Origin of the sequence: Massilia sp. (assembly GCF_031995545.1) — a bacterium.
Lineage (GTDB): Bacteria > Pseudomonadota > Gammaproteobacteria > Burkholderiales > Burkholderiaceae_D > Telluria.
Window position 1 is genome coordinate 1 of the sequence record NZ_DAMAGA010000061.1, and the last position, 15,065, is coordinate 15,065.

Sequence of the window (15,065 nt, forward strand, 5' to 3'; positions counted from 1 at the left end):
TGAAGGCGATGACCATTTCCTGGCCCTTGCGCAGGTAGCTGCGCGAGCCGGACAGGAACAGGTTCTTGGCCAGCTGCTGGGTGATGGTCGAACCGCCGCCGACCACCTTGCTGCGCCGGTTGTTGCGCTCGTAGGCGCGTTCCATCGCTTCCCAGTCGACGCCGCCGTGCTCGCTGAAGTTGGCGTCTTCCGACGCCACCACCGCGCGCTTCAGGTTGGGCGAGATGCGTTCGTACGGCACCCACTGGTGCTTGAGTGTCGCGTTCGGATTCTTATCGCGCAGTTCGGACAGTTGCTGGCGCATGAAGCTGGTCGAGCCGGGATCGAACTGCGCATACCAGCAAACCATGATGAAGAAGTACAGCTGGACCAGCAATACCAGCAGCAGCGGCCCGAGGATGATCCATTTGATCCAGCGGCGCCCGCTTGAAGCGGCGCCGCCCTTGCGCGATTTGCTTGCCATGAAGTCGTATTATTGTTGTGTTTGCCGCATCGAGGCCAGCACCTTCGCCGTGTCCGGCCGCACGCCGCGCCATAGCGCGAACGCTTCGGCCGCCTGCTCCACCAGCATGCCCAGGCCGTCGCGCACGCCGGCGCCGTGGCTGGCGGCGAAGTCCATGAACACGGTCGGTTTATTTCCGTACATCATATCCAATGCCAGCGTTCCCGGGTGAAACACCGAGGGCGGCACCGGCGGCACGTCGGCCGCCAGGCTGCTTGACGTGGCATTGATGACGACGTCGAAGCTGCCTTCGGCATCGGCGAAACCGCATACAGCCAGCCGCTCGGCGTGCCCGGCGAAATCCTGCACCAACTTTTCGGCCGTGGCCAGGGTACGGTTGGCGATGACGATCCGGCTTGGCTCCTGCAGCAGCAGCGGCAGCAGCGCCCCGCGCGCGGCGCCGCCTGCGCCCAGTAGCAGGATGCGCTTGTCTTTCAACGGCACGCCGGCATTGCGGACGATGTCGGCCACCAGGCCGGGGCCGTCGGTGTTGTCGCCGACGATCTCGCCGTCGGCAAAGATCAGGGTGTTGACGGCGCCGGCTGCCTTGGCACGCGGCTCCAGCCGGGTAGCCAGGCGCGCCGCTTCCAGCTTGAACGGCACCGTGACGTTGGCGCCGCGGTAGCCCTGCGCAATCAAGTCGCGCACGGTAGCCTCGAAGCCGTCGAGCGGCGCCAGGCAGCGCTCGTACTGCAGGTCTTGCCCGGTGGCGGCGGCGAACGCGGCGTGGATCAGGGGCGATTTACTGTGGGCGATCGGATTGCCGATGACGCAATAACGATCGCTCATGGGGCGCCCTCGCGCAGCGTTGCCTGCATCTTGTCCTCGCGGGTGAAACTGAATCGGGTGAACACTTCCCACAGGTCGTCCTTGCCCTTGGAGCGCATGTTGGCCGGGAAGGCGCCAAACGGCGCGGCGCGGCGGATGATCTCGAGCGCGGCCTTGTCCAGCGCCGGGTTGCCCGAGCTGCGTTCGACACGCGGGCCGCCGTCGTTCATGTACAACGTGCCGTCCTGGAACACGGGGATGTAGACGATCAGGTCGCCATACAGCTTGCGCCCGGCCTGCTGCGGGAAATTCAGGGTGCCGATTTCCTCGATGCGCTTCTGCATCGCCTTGTAGTACAGGGCGTAGCCGACCTGACGCGTGCTCGGCGTGATCTGGGTGCGCTTGGGGCGGCGGTTTTCTTCTTCGATGCGCTGGAAGATCTCGGCCGCGCTGCGCGAGATGGCGCGCGTGGAGTCCAGGTTGTCGTTGCCGGTGCGGGGCGGGTCCGGCTTTTCTTTCTCGGTATTCGGCGGCGCGGTGAATTGCGAACGGCGCGCCTTGGTCAGCACGTCCTGCTGTTGACGCTCGAGCTCGGCGATGCGGCGCTGCAGGGCCTTGATGCTGTCGCCGTCCTCGATCTTGCGCAGGTCGGGCAGCGGCGACTTTGCGCGGCCCTTCTCGGCGCTGCCGCCGCCGTCGAGGTTGGCCTGGGCCAGGGCGTCGGCCTTGGCCGGGGCTTTCTGGTGCTTGGCGTTGACCAGCACCACTTCCAGGCCCGGGTCGGCCGGCTGCTGGCGGAACGCATCCGGCGCGGCGAAACGGATCGCCAGCAATAAGGCGTGCGCGGCCACCGATACGGCCAGGGCGATCATCAGGGGACGGTTTTGTTGGGAGTACTTCACGCGCTGCGGGTGGCCGGGAGGGCTGCTGGAATCCAAGTGAATTTGGGCATTCTAACCCGGCGCGAACGGATGAGGGAGCTTGGCTGCGTGGGTGCAACAGAACGTGGTGTGTTCGATAAGAGGTGTTGTCGGTGTGACCTCGGGAAGTGCACGTGCGCCCCTGAATGACAAAGTGGGCCTGTGCTCGCGCGCAGGCCCACCGTGTATTCATGCTTCCCGCGTGGCGGGAATATCGGGCAGTTACTGCGCCGACGCCGGCGCCGGCTGCGGCGCATCCCCGGTATCGACCGCCGCCACGGCACCTTCGGCCTCGACAACCTCAGCCACCGCCGCCTCACCCGTGTCCACCTCTTCCTCATAATCGAGCGACGCATCAGGCTCCGCCACCGCTACTTCAAGCAAGCGCGCCTCCAGCGTCAGATCGATCTCGTCCCAGCGCACGATATCGAGCTTGACCTGCGCTCCGCGTGGCGCCGAGAGCATGCCCGGCAGACGCACCACCAGCGGCACATCCGCCAGCCGCACGATCTCATCCTTCAGCACCACCGCCTCGACCTGCTTGGCCTGCTCCTGCCCCAGCCAGCGCAGGCACCAGTAACGTTCCATGTTCTGCTGGAAGTCGTTATACGCCGAGTACGCCGCATCGAAGCTGGACACGATCGCGAACAGCGTCGCATCGCGGTGCTTGAATGGCGCCACCAGCGGCGCGGTTACGCCGTTGGTGGCAGCGGCGATGATCTGCCACTGGTTGACCAGGTCGGTATACCGGCGCAGCGGCGAGGTGCTCCACGCATATTGATCGACACCGAGGCCCTGGTGCGGCGCCGCGTGCGTCACCATGCGCACCTGCATCTTGGCGGCCCAGCCGCCCGCGCCCGGACCTTGCGAGCGATAAATGCCCGGCACGCCCGAGTCGTGCAGCAGCTTGCCCCAGGTGCTGTTGGCGAAGATCATCAGCTCGGCCACGATCTTGTCCAGCGGCGCGCCACGCTTGCGGCGCACGATGCTGACCACGTCGTCTTCGACATAGAAATTGAAGTCGACGCGATTGGCTTGTTCCGGCTTGAGGCCGAACGCCTCGCGCTTCTTCATGCGGCCCGCTTCCAGCTGCAGCGCCCACTGCCAAAGCAGACCGAGCTCTTCCTTGTGCGGATAGTCGCCTTCTCCGCTGGCCAGGGTTTCCTCGTTGACCAGGTCGTCCAGGTCGTTGTGGCGCAGGTTGTTCTTGACCGGCACACGCTCGGCGCGGGTAGTGGTCGAGATCACGCTCCAGTCGGCGGGATTGAGCACCGCGTACAGCGACAGCGCCGGGCAATCGTTGCCTTCGGCCAGCGTGAAGGCGTTGACGACTTCATCCGGCAGCATGGTGATCTTGTCGCCCGGCATATACACGGTCGACATGCGCGCGCGCGCGATCTTGTCGATGGCGTCGTCGGGACGGATGCCCAGGCCAGGCGCCGCGATGTGGATGCCGACGCGCACGGTGCCGTCGCCCTGTTTGACGACCGAGAACGCATCGTCGATCTCGGTGGTGGTAACGTCGTCGATCGAGAACGCCGCGACCTCGGCCAGCGGCAGGTCGTCGGGCGCCTTCGGGATCTCGAACGGCGCGAAACCGGCGCCGCGCGGGAAGTGCTCGAACAGGAAGCGTCCCATGTGCAGCTCTTTCGGCGAAGCCAGGCCGCCGACGTTCAGCATCAGGCGCGGCGCCGTGGTCTGCAGCTCGTCGGCCGCCGCTTCCAGCGCCTTGTATTCGATGGTGTTTTTGTCCGGCTTGAACAGCAGCTGGTGCACGATCGCGCTCATCGATTGCGGCAGCTTGCCGCTCTTGAGTTCGTCGACATAGCCGGCCTGGATGATGGCTTGCTGTTTCTTCTTTTCGATGCCGGCCAGCGCCGCCTTCAGCGACTGCTCGGGCGCGGCCTTGTAGCGGCCACGGCCCTTCTTGTAGAAATAGATCGGGGAACCGTGCAGCGCCAGCACCAGGCCGGCGGCTTCATGCGGCAGCGGCGCGTGGCCGAAGTATTCCGCACCCAGTTCGGCGAAACCGAATTCTTCCTGGCCGGCGACTTCCCACAGAAAATCCAGATCGACGTCAGCCGCGATGCCCTTGGCCGCGTCCAGCAGCGCCTGCGGCTCGGGCTTCTCGAACTGCAGCAGCACGTCGCGCGTCTTGACCTTGGTGCGCTTACCGCTCGGCATCTCCACCTGGTAGGCTTCACCGGCCTGCGACAGGACGACGCCGACCTTGAAGTCGCCCGATTCCTCAAAAAATACATTCATATTATGTCGTGTTCTTCATGGTTGCGGCCGTCTCCAGGCCCAGCACCGCAGGCAAGAATACCTCGGTGACCAGGAGCAGGCCTTGACGGCGGCGATAGACACAGCGCCGCGCGTAATAAATTTGTTCGTCGTTCACATCGGTCAGCGCACGCACGCGCCGCACCAATGGGTGCTCGGGTCCGAGGCGCGCGAATTCAAGCTGGCCGCGCCTTACCAGCGGGTCGTAGAACAGCGTGCTGCCCAGCGAACGTTCGCCCAATGCCGAGAACAGCGGCCAGTCGGTTGCATTGGCACTCGTCGGCACCACGGTATGGCCGAACACCGCCGGTTTGCCGTCGCACATCAGCAGCACTTCGCGTTCCCATACCCGCTGCGGGCGCGCCAGGCCGATCGCCGCGGCTTCGTCCGCCAGGCAGCGGGCGCTGCGCTGGTGCACGCGGCGCACGCGGAACTGTTCGCTGCTCGCGACCAGGCGCGCCGTCAGCGAGCCGGGCGTGACCAGCCAGTCGTGCATCCGCTGCGGCGCGCGTACTGCGCGCGCATGCGGCTGCCACGCGGTCAGGCGCAGCGAGGCATTGCGCTTGGCCGCCGTCACCGCGTGAATCCGCAAAACGCCAGCACGTCGTCCACATACTGCGGGAATTCCGAGATCGCGTGGTCGCTGCCCTCGATCACATGCTGGCGCGCGCCCTGATAGTGGGCCACCATGTCGCGATAATCCAGCACTTCGTCTCCGGTCGCGGCCAGCAGGAAATAGCGCTCGGGGCGCGTGATCTGCGCCACCTTCAGCGCTTCCAGTTCGCCGATGTATTCCTGGCGGAATGCGAACGGCTCATCCGAGTGCCAGTTGGTGGTCACGCCGACGTGCTTTTCCAGGTTGCGGGTCGGATCGACCGCCGGGTTGACCAGCACCGCGCGCGCGCCTAAACGCTCGGCCAGCCATGTCGCATAGAAGCCGCCCAGCGACGAGCCGACGATGGCGAGCTTGTCCGGCGCATGCTGCGCTGCCAGCTCCAGCGCCAGTTCGATCGCCGCCTTGGGCGACGCCGGCAGCTGCGGGCAGATCAGGCGTTCGCCGTGCCCTGCCCGCTCCAAGGTCTCCTGCACCACGCGCGCCTTGAACGAGCGCGGCGAGGAACGAAAGCCGTGCAGATACAGCAAGTACGGGGTTGCCGTCATTGCGCCAGCGCGTCCAGCAGCTTCTGGTGCACGCCGCCGAAGCCGCCGTTGCTCATCACCAGGATGTGGTCGCCCGGCTGGGCTTCCTGCACGACGGCTTGCACCAGATAGTCGATCTGGTCGAAGCTGTGCGCGATCTTGCCCATCGGCTTGAAGGCGTCGGCCAGCGACCAGCCCAGCGCCTGCTGGCTGCCGAAGCCGAACACCAGGTCCGCATCCTTCAGGCTGCCCGGCAGCGCATCCTTCATCGCGCCCAGCTTCATGGTGTTCGAGCGCGGCTCGAGCACGGCCAGGATGCGCCCCGACGTGCCAATGCGTTGGCGCAGTCCGCCAACGGTAGTGGCAATCGCGGTCGGGTGATGCGCGAAATCGTCGTACACCGTGATGTCGTTGACCTTGCCGCGCACTTCCATGCGGCGCTTGACGTTCTGGAAGCGCGACAGCGAATCGATCGCCTGCGCGACCGGTACGCCGACGTGGCGCGCAGCCGCGATCGCGGCCAGCGCATTCGAGCGGTTGTGCTTTCCGGTCAGTTCCCAGTGCACGGTGCCTTGCAGCTCATTATTGAACAGGACGTCGAAGCTGGACCCGCCCGGATGCTCGACCATCGCCCAGTCCACGCCCTCGGCCGAGCCGAACGATTCCTTCTCGCTCCAGCAGCCGCGCTTGAGCACGCGCCCGATCGAGGCTTCGTCGCCATTCAAGACCAGCCGGCCCACGCCCGGCACGGTGCGCACCAGGTGGTGGAACTGGGTCTCGATGGCGCCGATGTCCGGGAAGATGTCGGCGTGGTCGTATTCCAGGTTGTTCAGCACCGCGGTCTTGGCGTGGTAGTGCACGAACTTGCTGCGTTTGTCGAAGAAGGCGGTGTCGTACTCGTCCGCTTCGATCACGAAGAAGTCGCTTTCCTTGTCGCCATGCAGGCGCGCCGAGATGCCGAAGTTCATCGGCACGCCGCCGATCAGGAAGCCCGGCGCGTAACCCGCGTCTTCCAGGATCCAGGCCAGCATCGAGGTGGTGGTGGTCTTGCCGTGCGTGCCGGCCACGGCCAGCACCCATTTATTACGCAGAATATGTTCGCCGATCCACTGCGGCCCCGACACATACGGCAGGCCGCGGTTCAGGATCTCTTCGATCAGCGGATTCCCGCGCGTCATGACATTGCCGACCACATATAAGTCCGGGTTCAGCGCCACCTGCTCCGGGCCGTAGCCCTGGATCAGCTCGATACCCTGGGCTTCCAGCTGGGTGCTCATCGGAGGATAGACGTTGGCGTCGCAACCGGTCACGCGGTGGCCGGCTTCCTTGGCCAGGACCGCCAGGCCGCCCATGAAGGTGCCGCAGATGCCGAGAATATGGATGTGCATGGGATGAACGAAGATATTTAAAGAGGAAGTGTCAGAGCGGAATGATCTGTACGTAAATAAAACGCGCGAATACGCGATTCTACCAAACGCCTGATTCCACGGGCTTTTCCTCTGCTGCACCTGTCATGCGACAAGTCTTCCTACCAATCACGTGCTCAGTGGAAACCATCCATACCGTTTGTGGCCAACGTTTTGGTGACGACTGTACGGCGTTTAGGCGAAGTCAACATAGCAGGCCAAGTGCTCGACCACTATTGTCATCTTTATCAGTGAGGAGATGCACATGGCAACCGACGTTTATCTGCAAATCGACGGCATCAAGGGCGAGTCCCAGGACTCCTCGCATCAAGGCTGGATCGAGATAGCATCCGCACACTGGGGCGTAATGCAGCCGCGTAGCGCAACAGCATCGACAGCCGGCGGCCACACGGCTGAGCGGTGCGAACACCGTACCCTGTCACTGTCCAAGCTCGTGGATATCGCTTCCCCGATCCTTATGCAAACGTGCTCGATGGGGAAGACGATCCCAAAGGCCAGACTGGAGTTCATGCGCGCGGACGGTGACGGCAAGCCAGTCAAGTATTACGAGGTCGAGATGGAGAACGTCATCGTCGCCAACATTGACCAGGCCATGGGCGATGGAGGACTCCTGCAAGACGACATCGGCCTGCGATTCTCCAAGGTGAAGTGGAAGTACACGCAGCAGAAGATCGGCGGCGGTGCGGCCGGAAACACGGCCGGCGGCTGGGACCTCGCCTGCAACAAATGCGCTTGACGGGACGTGCCATGGCTGAGGGCGTTCCCATTCAACCCAAGGACAGGCGGGGCTACTTCATGCTGCCGCAAGCGCCCGAAGACGCGGGCTATTACGTGTACGGTAACAAAGGAGGCATACCAGGAACAGGCCACTTGGCGCAGTTCGCGCACCCGAATTTACTGACGGTGATCTTCCAGATCGAACGTGAATGGCAATCCGTATGCGATAGGAAGTTTGGGATCGGGAACATCAGCATTGATGGTGGATTCCCTTATGACAAACACAGAACCCACCAGAAGGGTATTGAGGTGGACTGCCGCCCGGTGCGCAAAGACTATATGACAGGTCCGGCTGCGCGCTGTAATTACAGAGACAAGGTATATGACCAGCAGGCTACAATCAAACTGCTCCATCTGTTCTTGAACCATCCCTGGACCAAGATCGTCTTCTTCAACGACGACGTGGTGCAAAATGTTCTGGGCCGTGCGCGGGTGAAGACCATCGCGGGCCATGACGACCACTTTCATGTCGAACTTTGGCCGAGGTACGCATCATGAGCGCACGCATCACATTCAGCTTCGCAGTCCTTGTTCTGTGCTCCGCAGCCTCGGCCGACAGCCCGCAGCCGCTCAAGGGCGCACTGAAAGGCGACTACTGGATTTATGGCGGGTCGCTGGGCGATACAGTGCCGCCAACGAAGAACGACCGGAAAGTCGCGTTCACGTTCACGGGGCCTCTCGCGAAGGAGCTATTCGAGCAGATCGGCCCAGACAACAAGGATGCCTGTGGGGCTGCGCCGGACTACCGAATACGGGACAGGGGGGACCTCTCCTGCACCTGGGACAAGCGTGACGGGTACGTTTGCCATTTTGGTTTGGATGTGCCCAAAGGGAAGAGCACTTACGGGTCGATCTGCTGAGGACTAAGAGCCGATACGGCGGTCGCTATTGACCGGTACGCGGCTCTACCCGAGCCGCCGCCTTTTTCCGTTCGGAGTATGATCACGGCATGATGATGCCGAACCAGAACAATGATCTCTTCCAGCTGCGCGCCGAGATCGCTCTTGTTGCCGCGCGCATGATTGCCCAGGACGGCGCCGACTACGGCACCGCACGCCGCAAGGCCGCGCGCCAGGTGCTGGGCGTGGACCAGCCGAAACCGAACATGATGCCGGACGACCTCCAGATCGAGGACGAGGTGCGCAAGTACCAGGCCCTGTTCGGCGGCGCCGCTCACGGCGAGCGCCTGCTGCACCTGCGCGAGACTGCGCTGGCGGTGATGGATGCCTTATCCGACTTCAACCCCTACCTCACCGGCGCCGTCCTGAACGGTACCGCGGGCGAACACGACGACATCCACCTGCAACTGTTCGCCGACAGCGCCAAGGAAGTCCAGATCTATTTATTGAACCGCAATGTTAATATCGAGATCTCGGAAACCCCGCACTTCAAGGGCGGTCGCCATGCGCCGGTCGAGACCGTGAGCTTTCCGTGGATGAAAGAGATGGTGCATGCGGAACTGTATGAATACCAGGACTTGCGCGGCGCCCTCAAGCCGCGCGCCGACGGCCGCCCGCAGCGCCTCGATGCCGCCGCACTGCGCACGCTGATCGCGAACGAAGCGGCACAAGATAAATAACAAGCACTGTTAAATATGAACAAGAAACATCTGGCCGCCTACGTGGCGGTCGCCGCCCTGTTCGGCGTGATGGGCGCGATCGTCGCCATCAACAAGAAAGAACCCGCTCCCGTCACCACTACCATGGCCCCGACCGGCGGTGCGGCGCACTCGGCGGTCGACAAATTCTATGCCCAGTCGCTGAATGACCTGCAGGGCAAGCCGCAGTCGCTGGCGCAATGGAAGGGCAAGCCGCTGCTGGTGAACTTCTGGGCCACCTGGTGCGCGCCATGCGTACAGGAGATGCCGGAGCTGTCGCACCTGGCCGACGAAGAAGGCGGCAAACGCTTCAATGTGGTCGGCATCGGCATCGATTCGCCAACCAACTTGTCCGAATTTGCCGAAAAGCTGAAGATCGCCTACCCGCTGTACGTCGGCGGCATGGGCGGCACCGAACTGTCGCGCGAGCTGGGTAATAAACAAGGCGGCCTGCCGTTCACGGTATTGATCGGCGCCGATGGCCAGGTGATCAAGACCTATCTCGGCAAGCTCAAGTTCGACGAACTGCGCGCCGACCTGGCGCAACTCAAGAGCTGACTGAGGGGCTGACGGCATGCCGGACGCATGGGCGCACACAGGTGAAACGAACGACCGTACGATTGTAACTACCGTCAACGTGCGCTCATCGCCCAGTCATTTTACTGCTTGCCAACAGCCGAGCTAGGCGGCACAATGCCTGACTTTCGGGCAACCAGACTCCTCACCATGGCGAAAAAGCTACTGCTGCTCAACGGCCCCAACCTCAATTTACTGGGGACGCGCGAGCCGGCGGTGTACGGCACGACCACGCTGGCCGACATCGAGCACGCAGCAGTTGCACAAGCCCAGGCAGCCGGCGCCCAGCTGGCCTGCTTCCAGAGTAACCATGAGGGAGCCCTGATCGATCGCATCCATGCCGCTCGCGAAGAAGGCGTGGAGTTCATCGTCATCAATCCTGGCGGCCTGACCCATACCAGCGTAGCGCTGCGCGATGCATTCGCATCGGTGGCGATCCCGTTCGTGGAAGTGCATATCTCGAATATCCATGCCCGCGAATCTTTCCGGCATCACTCCTATTTATCCGGCATCGCGCAAGGCGTGATCTGTGGATTGGGGACCGACGGATATCGGATTGCCATCGACTTTGCACTTAAATAGCGTTAATCTACGTCAACTTCATGTAACAGCGGCCGTGCGCCCTTTCCTTCGCCGGCCTGCTCTCTAAAACGAATAATTCCAAGGGGTTTCACATGGATCTACGAAAACTCAAGACTTTGATCGACCTGGTCGCTGAATCGGACATCGCCGAACTGGAAGTGACCGAAGGCGAAAGCAAGGTTCGCATCGTCAAGTCGTCCGCAATCCCGCAGAATCAGATGGTCATGCTGCCGCAGCAAGGCGTGCAGCAGTTCGCCGCACCGGCCGCCCCTGCCGCTGCGCCGGCCCCGGCTGCCGCCGCTCCTGCCGTCGCCGCCGAGCCAACCGGCCACGTGGTCAAGTCGCCGATGGTCGGCACCTTCTATCGTTCGTCGGCGCCAGGCGCCCCGGCGTTCGTCGATGTCGGCACCAACATCAAGGAAGGCGACACCCTGTGCATCATCGAAGCGATGAAGCTCCTGAATGAAATCGACGCCGACGTTTCCGGCGTTGTCACCAAGATCCTCGTGGAAAACGGCCAGCCGGTCGAATTCGGCCAGCCGCTGTTCGTGATCGGCTGATCAGCTTTTCCAGCATGGCGGCGCTCGCCGCCGCTTGCTCATCCATGACGTGTCCGGCGCCGCTTCAATTTGAGCCGCGCCGGTTTTCACTGAAACATCGGACCTACCATGTTTGAAAAAATCCTCATCGCCAACCGTGGTGAAATCGCGCTGCGTATCCAGCGCGCTTGCCGCGAGCTGGGCATCAAGACGGTCGTCGTGCACTCCGAGGCCGACAAGGACGCCAAGTACGTGAAACTGGCGGACGAATCGGTCTGCATCGGCCCGGCGCAGTCGGCACTCAGCTACCTGAACATGCCGGCCATCATCAGCGCGGCCGAAGTGACCGACGCCGAGGCGATCCACCCGGGCTACGGCTTCCTGTCCGAAAACGCCGACTTCGCCGAGCGCGTCGAGAAATCGGGCTTCGTGTTCATCGGCCCGCGTTCGGATTCGATCCGCCTGATGGGCGACAAGGTCTCGGCCAAGCAGGCCATGATCAAGGCCGGCGTGCCATGCGTGCCGGGTTCGGACGGCGCCCTGCCGGACGATCCGAAAGAGATCATCCAGACCGCGCGCCGCGTCGGCTATCCGGTCATCATCAAGGCGGCCGGCGGCGGCGGCGGACGCGGCATGCGCGTGGTGCACACCGAAGCGGCCCTGCTCAATGCCGTGCAGATGACCAAGACCGAAGCCGGCACCGCGTTCGGCAATCCGGAAGTCTACATGGAGAAGTTCCTGGAAAATCCGCGTCACGTGGAAATCCAGGTGCTGGCCGACGAGCACAAGCAAGCCGTCTGGCTGGGCGAGCGCGACTGCTCGATGCAGCGCCGCCACCAGAAGGTCATCGAAGAAGCACCGGCGCCGGGCATCCCGCGTAAACTCATCGAAAAGATCGGCGACCGCTGCGCCGAAGCCTGCCGCAAGATCGGCTACCGCGGCGCCGGCACCTTCGAATTCCTGTACGAGAACGGCGAGTTCTACTTCATCGAGATGAACACCCGCGTCCAGGTCGAGCACCCGGTCACCGAAATGATCACCGGCATCGACATCGTGCAGGAACAGATCCGCATCGCCTGCGGCGAAAAGCTGCGTTTCCGCCAGCGCGACATCATGCTGTCGGGCCACGCGATCGAGTGCCGCATCAATGCCGAAGATCCGTTCAAGTTCACCCCGTCGCCAGGCCGCATCACCGGCTGGCACCCGCCGGGCGGCCCTGGCATCCGTGTCGACTCGCACTCGTATGCGGGCTACTATGTGCCACCGCATTATGATTCAATGATCGGCAAGGTAATTTCGTACGGTGCGACCCGCGAGCAGGCGATCCGCCGCATGCAGATCGCGCTGTCCGAGATGGTGGTCGAAGGTATCTCGACCAATATCGCGCTGCACCGCGAACTGATGATCGATGCGCGTTTCATCGAAGGCGGCACCAACATCCACTACCTGGAGCAGAAGCTGGCCGCCAAGCCGGACCTGCCGAAGGAAACGGCGCTGAGCGCCAAATCGGAAGCCAAGGTACAAGAATGAGCTGGACTGAAGTCGTCATCGAGATCGCGCGCGACCACGCGGAAGCGCTGTCCGACGCCCTGATGGAAGCCGGCGCGCTGTCGGTCTCCGTCGAGGACGCCGACGAAGGCACCGAGGACGAAAAGCCGATCTTCGGCGAACCGGGCATGGAACCGACCGAGGCGGCATGGGACCACAGCCGCGTGGTGGCCCTGACCGACGTCGACGCCGACCAGCTGGCGATCGTTACCGAAGCTGCGAATGCCATCAAGCTGAACGTGATCCCGTCGTTCACCACCCGCAAGGTGGATGATGCCGACTGGGTGCGCCTGACGCAGGAGCAGTTCGAGCCTATCCACATCGGCAAGAACATCTGGGTGGTGCCGAGCTGGCACACCGCGCCCGATCCGAACGGCCTGGTGCTGGAACTCGATCCGGGCCTGGCGTTTGGCACCGGCAGCCATCCGACCACCCGCCTGTGCATGGAGTGGCTGGAAGCGCATCCGGCGCCCGGCAAATCGGTGCTGGACTACGGCTGCGGCTCGGGCATCCTGGCGATGGTGGCCAAGAAGCTCGGCGCCGACGACGTGGCCGGGGTCGACATCGACCCGCAGGCGATCGAATCGGCGCGCGCCAACGCCGAACGCAACAACGTTGAGATCGCCTACTACCTGCCGGACACCTTCGCCGTGGCGCCAAATGAGCGCCATTCGAAGGGCCAGTTCGACATCGTGGTGGCGAACATCCTGTCGAGCCCATTGAAGCTGATGGCGCCGATGCTGTCGGGCCGCGTGGCGCCGGGCGGTAGCTTGATTCTGTCGGGCGTGCTGGCACGCCAGGCGGAAGAAGTGGCTGCCGCCTACGCACCTTTCATCAAGCTGGGCGTCTGGGCCGAGCAGGACGGCTGGGTTGCCCTTCACGGCACGCTCGGCCAGGACACCGCCCCCGAGCCGCGCAGCACCGCCGGCTAAGGGCATGGCGCTCGCCACACAATGCCCCCACTGCGGCACGGTGTTCCGTGTCGCCGCGGACCAGCTCAAGCTGCGTGGGGGGATTGTGCGTTGCGGCGCCTGCCAGCTGATTTTTGACGGGAATGCGGGGCTGGTCGATCTGGCCAAAGCCTCGCAGCCTGCTCCTGTTTCCTCCCCTGCTGCAGCGCCTGAAGCGCCTGCCGCAACCGTTCCCGATTCTTCTTCCGAACTGCCTGTCGCGCAAGACGACGCGCCTGCGCCTGCGCAGCCGTCCGACGCGGATACCGCCGCTGCCGGCGACGACCAGCAGCCGGTCTACACCCTCGAACTCGATCGCACCTTCTCGCCGCACGGCATCCTGCCGCAGGCCGCGCCAGCCGATGGCATCAGCGACGTGGAGACCGGCGATGGCGCTGTCGGGACACCGGTCGCGGCCTCCGATGAAGCGACCGAAGCGCAGAGCGCCGACACGGCGCTGCTGGAGCGTCCGGTCGAGGAAACGCCGGAGGCTGCGCCTGTGCCACCCGTCGAGCGCCAGGACGATTCTGAACCTGTACCCGAGCCGGCCTCAGAGCCGGCACCGGCCCGCGCCGACGACGCCCCACCGCTGCTGCTGCGCGAATCGGCCGGCGGCTCGCCGCCGATCGTCGCGCCTGCGCCGCCGGTCACGCCGCGCGCCCGCGCCGCCGAGGCGCGCGCACGCCGCTCCAAACTGACTCCGACCCGCATCGAAGAGTCGCCCAAGCTGCGCGTGCCCGACATCGACGAACCCGAGTTCGTGCGGCGCGGCCGCCAGCGCGAAGAGAGCGGCAAGACCGTGCGCATCGCGCTGGCGGTCGGCAGCGTGCTGCTGCTGCTGGCGCTGGCCGCGCAGGTCGTGTTCAGCTTCCGCGACGTGCTCTCCGCGCGCTATCCGTCGCTGCGCCCGGCGCTGGCCTCTAGCTGCGCCCTGCTCGGCTGCCGCATCGAACTGCCGGCGCGGCCTGACCAGCTGGTGATCGAGACCGGAGAGCTGATTACCCTGGGCGGCAATGCCTATACACTCAGCACGCTGCTGCGCAACCAGGGCGACATGGCGCTGGCCTGGCCCAGCATCGAACTGACCCTGAACGACGCCGACGACAAGCCGCTGGTGCGGCGCGTGTTCGGCCCGCGCGACTATGCCGGCGCGGCGGCAAGCTCTCCGACCGGCTTCGGCGCGCGCGCCGAGCAGCCGGTCAAGATCCATTTCAGGCTGGAGGGGCTGGCGCCCTCCGGCTACCATATCGCCGTTTTCTACCCCTGAAGGCTACCCCATGACCAAAACCGCCCTGATCTGCGGCTCGCTCGCGTTCGACAAGATCATGCAATACCACGGCCGCTTCGCCGAAACCCTGCTGGCCGACCAGCTGCACCGCGTGAACGTCTCGTTCCTGGTGCCGACCATGCGCACCGAATACGGCGGCTGCGCGGCCAACATCGCCCACAACCTCAA

At 64.0% G+C, this 15,065-nt stretch carries 17 protein-coding genes and 1 pseudogene; 11 read left to right on the forward strand and 7 right to left on the reverse strand.

The genetic code is table 11. The features are described 5' to 3' along the window. From RTQ83_RS23270 to mpl, 7 genes are all read right to left on the reverse strand, one after another. The coding region (locus RTQ83_RS23270; RefSeq protein WP_312520136.1) for a transglycosylase domain-containing protein at positions 1-463 on the reverse strand (463 nt) is incomplete at its 3' end. Between the two features lie 9 nt (positions 464-472). Beyond that, entirely contained in the window at positions 473-1,291 is an 819-nt protein-coding gene (aroE, locus tag RTQ83_RS23275) for a shikimate dehydrogenase (protein ID WP_312520139.1), read from the reverse strand. Continuing rightward, positions 1,288-2,142: a TonB family protein gene (locus RTQ83_RS23280; RefSeq protein ID WP_312520177.1), complete on the reverse strand. Its 855-nt coding sequence runs from the start codon at positions 2,140-2,142 to the stop codon at positions 1,288-1,290. Before RTQ83_RS23280 ends, aroE begins: the two co-directional genes overlap by 4 nt. Before the next feature lie 270 nt (positions 2,143-2,412). Further along, positions 2,413-4,455, reverse strand: a complete 2,043-nt coding sequence (locus RTQ83_RS23285; protein WP_312520142.1) for an RNB domain-containing ribonuclease — start codon at positions 4,453-4,455, stop codon at positions 2,413-2,415. A 1-nt stretch (position 4,456) separates the two neighbouring features. Continuing rightward, positions 4,457-5,050 (reverse strand): chorismate lyase, encoded by a 594-nt coding sequence (locus RTQ83_RS23290; protein WP_312520145.1) that lies wholly within the window; start codon positions 5,048-5,050, stop codon positions 4,457-4,459. Then, complete coding sequence (locus RTQ83_RS23295; protein ID WP_312520148.1) at positions 5,047-5,634, reverse strand: YqiA/YcfP family alpha/beta fold hydrolase; 588 nt, start codon at positions 5,632-5,634, stop codon at positions 5,047-5,049. Before RTQ83_RS23295 ends, RTQ83_RS23290 begins: the two co-directional genes overlap by 4 nt. Then, a complete protein-coding gene (gene mpl, locus RTQ83_RS23300; protein ID WP_312520150.1) occupies positions 5,631-7,001 on the reverse strand; it encodes a UDP-N-acetylmuramate:L-alanyl-gamma-D-glutamyl-meso-diaminopimelate ligase in 1,371 nt (456 codons plus the stop codon). The genes RTQ83_RS23295 and mpl overlap by 4 nt, the downstream gene beginning before the upstream one ends. Positions 7,002-7,284: 283 nt before the next feature. On the opposite strand from mpl, the gene RTQ83_RS23305 reads away from it, so the two are divergent. From RTQ83_RS23305 to RTQ83_RS23355, 11 genes and pseudogenes are all read left to right on the forward strand, one after another. Beyond that, a complete protein-coding gene (locus RTQ83_RS23305; protein ID WP_312520152.1) occupies positions 7,285-7,776 on the forward strand; it encodes a type VI secretion system tube protein Hcp in 492 nt (163 codons plus the stop codon). An 11-nt stretch (positions 7,777-7,787) separates the two neighbouring features. Then, positions 7,788-8,315, forward strand: coding sequence for a hypothetical protein (locus RTQ83_RS23310; RefSeq protein ID WP_312520155.1), 528 nt, complete (start codon positions 7,788-7,790; stop codon positions 8,313-8,315). Then, complete coding sequence (locus RTQ83_RS23315; RefSeq protein ID WP_312520158.1) at positions 8,312-8,677, forward strand: hypothetical protein; 366 nt, start codon at positions 8,312-8,314, stop codon at positions 8,675-8,677. The genes RTQ83_RS23310 and RTQ83_RS23315 overlap by 4 nt, the downstream gene beginning before the upstream one ends. Before the next feature lie 92 nt (positions 8,678-8,769). Continuing rightward, complete coding sequence (locus RTQ83_RS23320; RefSeq protein WP_312520179.1) at positions 8,770-9,396, forward strand: hypothetical protein; 627 nt, start codon at positions 8,770-8,772, stop codon at positions 9,394-9,396. A 15-nt stretch (positions 9,397-9,411) separates the two neighbouring features. Continuing rightward, positions 9,412-9,972, forward strand: a complete 561-nt coding sequence (locus RTQ83_RS23325; RefSeq protein WP_312520160.1) for a TlpA disulfide reductase family protein — start codon at positions 9,412-9,414, stop codon at positions 9,970-9,972. A 168-nt stretch (positions 9,973-10,140) separates the two neighbouring features. Beyond that, positions 10,141-10,572, forward strand: a complete 432-nt coding sequence (gene aroQ, locus RTQ83_RS23330; protein WP_312520182.1) for a type II 3-dehydroquinate dehydratase — start codon at positions 10,141-10,143, stop codon at positions 10,570-10,572. 92 nt (positions 10,573-10,664) lie between these two features. After that, complete coding sequence (accB, locus tag RTQ83_RS23335; protein ID WP_312520163.1) at positions 10,665-11,132, forward strand: acetyl-CoA carboxylase biotin carboxyl carrier protein; 468 nt, start codon at positions 10,665-10,667, stop codon at positions 11,130-11,132. A gap of 108 nt (positions 11,133-11,240) precedes the next feature. After that, positions 11,241-12,641 carry an acetyl-CoA carboxylase biotin carboxylase subunit gene (gene accC, locus RTQ83_RS23340; RefSeq protein WP_312520166.1) on the forward strand — a complete coding sequence of 467 codons (1,401 nt, stop codon included), beginning with the start codon at positions 11,241-11,243 and terminating at the stop codon, positions 12,639-12,641. Continuing rightward, entirely contained in the window at positions 12,638-13,591 is a 954-nt protein-coding gene (prmA, locus tag RTQ83_RS23345) for a 50S ribosomal protein L11 methyltransferase (protein WP_312520169.1), read from the forward strand. Before accC ends, prmA begins: the two co-directional genes overlap by 4 nt. Before the next feature lie 4 nt (positions 13,592-13,595). Continuing rightward, the gene (locus RTQ83_RS23350) at positions 13,596-14,876 is read left to right on the forward strand and encodes a DUF3426 domain-containing protein (RefSeq protein ID WP_312520175.1); all 1,281 of its coding nucleotides are present in this window, start codon (positions 13,596-13,598) and stop codon (positions 14,874-14,876) included. A 10-nt stretch (positions 14,877-14,886) separates the two neighbouring features. Then, positions 14,887-15,065: pseudogene (locus RTQ83_RS23355) on the forward strand (carbohydrate kinase family protein); the annotation flags it as partial.

Coding starts and splice junctions, on each gene's coding strand:
- aroE (WP_312520139.1), bottom strand. CDS start 1,291: ATGAGCGATCGTTATTGCGTCATCGGCAATCCGATCGCCCACAGTAAA.
- RTQ83_RS23280 (WP_312520177.1), bottom strand. CDS start 2,142: ATGATCGCCCTGGCCGTATCGGTGGCCGCGCACGCCTTATTGCTGGCG.
- RTQ83_RS23285 (WP_312520142.1), bottom strand. CDS start 4,455: ATGAATGTATTTTTTGAGGAATCGGGCGACTTCAAGGTCGGCGTCGTC.
- RTQ83_RS23295 (WP_312520148.1), bottom strand. CDS start 5,634: ATGACGGCAACCCCGTACTTGCTGTATCTGCACGGCTTTCGTTCCTCG.
- mpl (WP_312520150.1), bottom strand. CDS start 7,001: ATGCACATCCATATTCTCGGCATCTGCGGCACCTTCATGGGCGGCCTG.
- RTQ83_RS23305 (WP_312520152.1), top strand. CDS start 7,285: ATGGCAACCGACGTTTATCTGCAAATCGACGGCATCAAGGGCGAGTCC.
- RTQ83_RS23310 (WP_312520155.1), top strand. CDS start 7,788: ATGGCTGAGGGCGTTCCCATTCAACCCAAGGACAGGCGGGGCTACTTC.
- RTQ83_RS23315 (WP_312520158.1), top strand. CDS start 8,312: ATGAGCGCACGCATCACATTCAGCTTCGCAGTCCTTGTTCTGTGCTCC.
- RTQ83_RS23320 (WP_312520179.1), top strand. CDS start 8,770: ATGATGCCGAACCAGAACAATGATCTCTTCCAGCTGCGCGCCGAGATC.
- RTQ83_RS23325 (WP_312520160.1), top strand. CDS start 9,412: ATGAACAAGAAACATCTGGCCGCCTACGTGGCGGTCGCCGCCCTGTTC.
- aroQ (WP_312520182.1), top strand. CDS start 10,141: ATGGCGAAAAAGCTACTGCTGCTCAACGGCCCCAACCTCAATTTACTG.
- accB (WP_312520163.1), top strand. CDS start 10,665: ATGGATCTACGAAAACTCAAGACTTTGATCGACCTGGTCGCTGAATCG.
- accC (WP_312520166.1), top strand. CDS start 11,241: ATGTTTGAAAAAATCCTCATCGCCAACCGTGGTGAAATCGCGCTGCGT.
- prmA (WP_312520169.1), top strand. CDS start 12,638: ATGAGCTGGACTGAAGTCGTCATCGAGATCGCGCGCGACCACGCGGAA.
- RTQ83_RS23350 (WP_312520175.1), top strand. CDS start 13,596: ATGGCGCTCGCCACACAATGCCCCCACTGCGGCACGGTGTTCCGTGTC.